Source organism: Stenotrophomonas sp. 2YAF22, assembly GCF_052114665.1.
Classification (GTDB): domain Bacteria; phylum Pseudomonadota; class Gammaproteobacteria; order Xanthomonadales; family Xanthomonadaceae; genus Stenotrophomonas; species Stenotrophomonas indicatrix.
The window spans coordinates 1-1,483 of the sequence record NZ_JBFRFE010000831.1; the positions used below are offsets into that span (position 1 = coordinate 1).

Consider the following 1,483-nt stretch of genomic DNA (forward strand, 5'->3'; position numbering starts at 1 on the left):
GTGTATGCCACTCTGGGTGACCTGATGGGCGGCGCGATCCACGCGCTCGCACTGAAAACCGTGACCCCGGCCGAAGCCGGCTGAACCGCAGAAGATCCCCAATACATGGCCAAGATCGTTGTGACCGGCGGCGCTGCGCTGCACGGTGAAGTAAGCATCTCCGGCGCCAAGAACGCCGTCCTCCCCATCCTGTGCGCAACCCTGCTGGCCGACGCGCCGGTGGAGATCACCAACGTGCCGCATCTGCACGATGTGGTCACCACGGTGAAGCTGCTGGGCGAACTGGGCGCGAAAGTGACCATCGACCAGGGCACGCTGTCGCGCGGCAGCGCGATCGTGGTCGACCCGCGTTCGGTCAACCAGCATGTGGCTCCGTATGAGCTGGTCAGGACCATGCGTGCCTCGATCCTGGTGCTGGGCCCGCTGCTGGCCCGCTTCGGCGCCGCCGAAGTATCGCTGCCCGGCGGCTGCGCGATCGGTTCGCGCCCGGTCGACCAGCACATCAAGGGCCTGCAGGCACTCGGTGCCGACATCGTGGTCGAGAACGGCTTCATCAAGGCCACCGCCAAGCGCCTGAAGGGTGGCCACTTCACCTTCGACATGGTCAGCGTGACCGGTACCGAGAACGTGCTGATGGCCGCAGTGCTGGCCGAAGGCACCACCATCCTCGACAACGCGGCGATGGAACCGGAAGTCACCGACCTGGCGCACTGCCTGATCGCTCTCGGCGCGAAGATCGAAGGCCTGGGCACCGCCCGCCTGGTCATCGAAGGCGTCGAACGCCTGTCCGGTGGCCGCCATGAAGTGCTGCCCGACCGCATCGAAACCGGCACCTTCCTGGTGGCCGCAGCGATGACCGGTGGCAAGGTCACCGTCAACCGCGCGCGCCCGAACACCATGGACGCGGTGCTGGCCAAGCTGGTGGAAGCCGGCGCGACCATCGAGACCACCGAAGACAGCATCACCCTGGACATGCACGGCAAGCGGCCGAAGGCAGTCAACCTGACCACCGCGCCGTATCCGGCGTTCCCGACCGACATGCAGGCGCAGTTCATGGCGCTCAACTGCGTGGCCGACGGCGTGGGCGTGATTAATGAAACGATCTTCGAGAACCGTTTCATGCACGTCAACGAGCTGCTGCGCCTTGGCGCGGATGTGCAGGTGGAAGGCCACACGGCCATCGTGCGTGGTCACGAGCGCCTGAGCGGTGCACCGGTGATGGCAACCGACCTGCGCGCGTCCGCGTCGCTGATCCTGGCCGGCTTGATGGCCGATGGCGATACCACCATCGATCGCATCTACCACCTTGATCGCGGCTACGAAAACATCGAAGAAAAGCTGTCTTCGCTCGGCGCCACCATCCGGCGCGTGGCCGCATGATCCTGCGCGGCAGGTTCAGCCGTCGCCGCAAGGCGCTTCTGGTGCTGGTGCTGATCGTGCTGGCGTGGCTGGGCTATGCCATGTTGGCGTACCAGGCATAGCC

2 protein-coding genes and 1 pseudogene are annotated in these 1,483 nt (G+C 65.7%); all 3 read left to right on the forward strand.

What is annotated here, in order from left to right; all coding sequences use genetic code 11:
• A partial coding sequence (locus AB4Y84_RS21540) for a BolA/IbaG family iron-sulfur metabolism protein (protein ID WP_442250915.1) occupies window positions 1-84 on the forward strand: 84 nt, incomplete at its 5' end.
• A 21-nt stretch (window positions 85-105) separates the two neighbouring features.
• Window positions 106-1,380 carry a UDP-N-acetylglucosamine 1-carboxyvinyltransferase gene (gene murA, locus AB4Y84_RS21545; RefSeq protein ID WP_251471993.1) on the forward strand — a complete coding sequence of 425 codons (1,275 nt, stop codon included), beginning with the start codon at window positions 106-108 and terminating at the stop codon, window positions 1,378-1,380.
• Window positions 1,377-1,469: pseudogene (locus AB4Y84_RS21550) on the forward strand (EF-hand domain-containing protein); the annotation flags it as partial. The gene murA and the pseudogene AB4Y84_RS21550, both read left to right, overlap by 4 nt.
• Window positions 1,470-1,483: the final 14 nt, after the last annotated feature.

Coding starts and splice junctions, on each gene's coding strand:
- murA (WP_251471993.1), top strand. CDS start 106: ATGGCCAAGATCGTTGTGACCGGCGGCGCTGCGCTGCACGGTGAAGTA.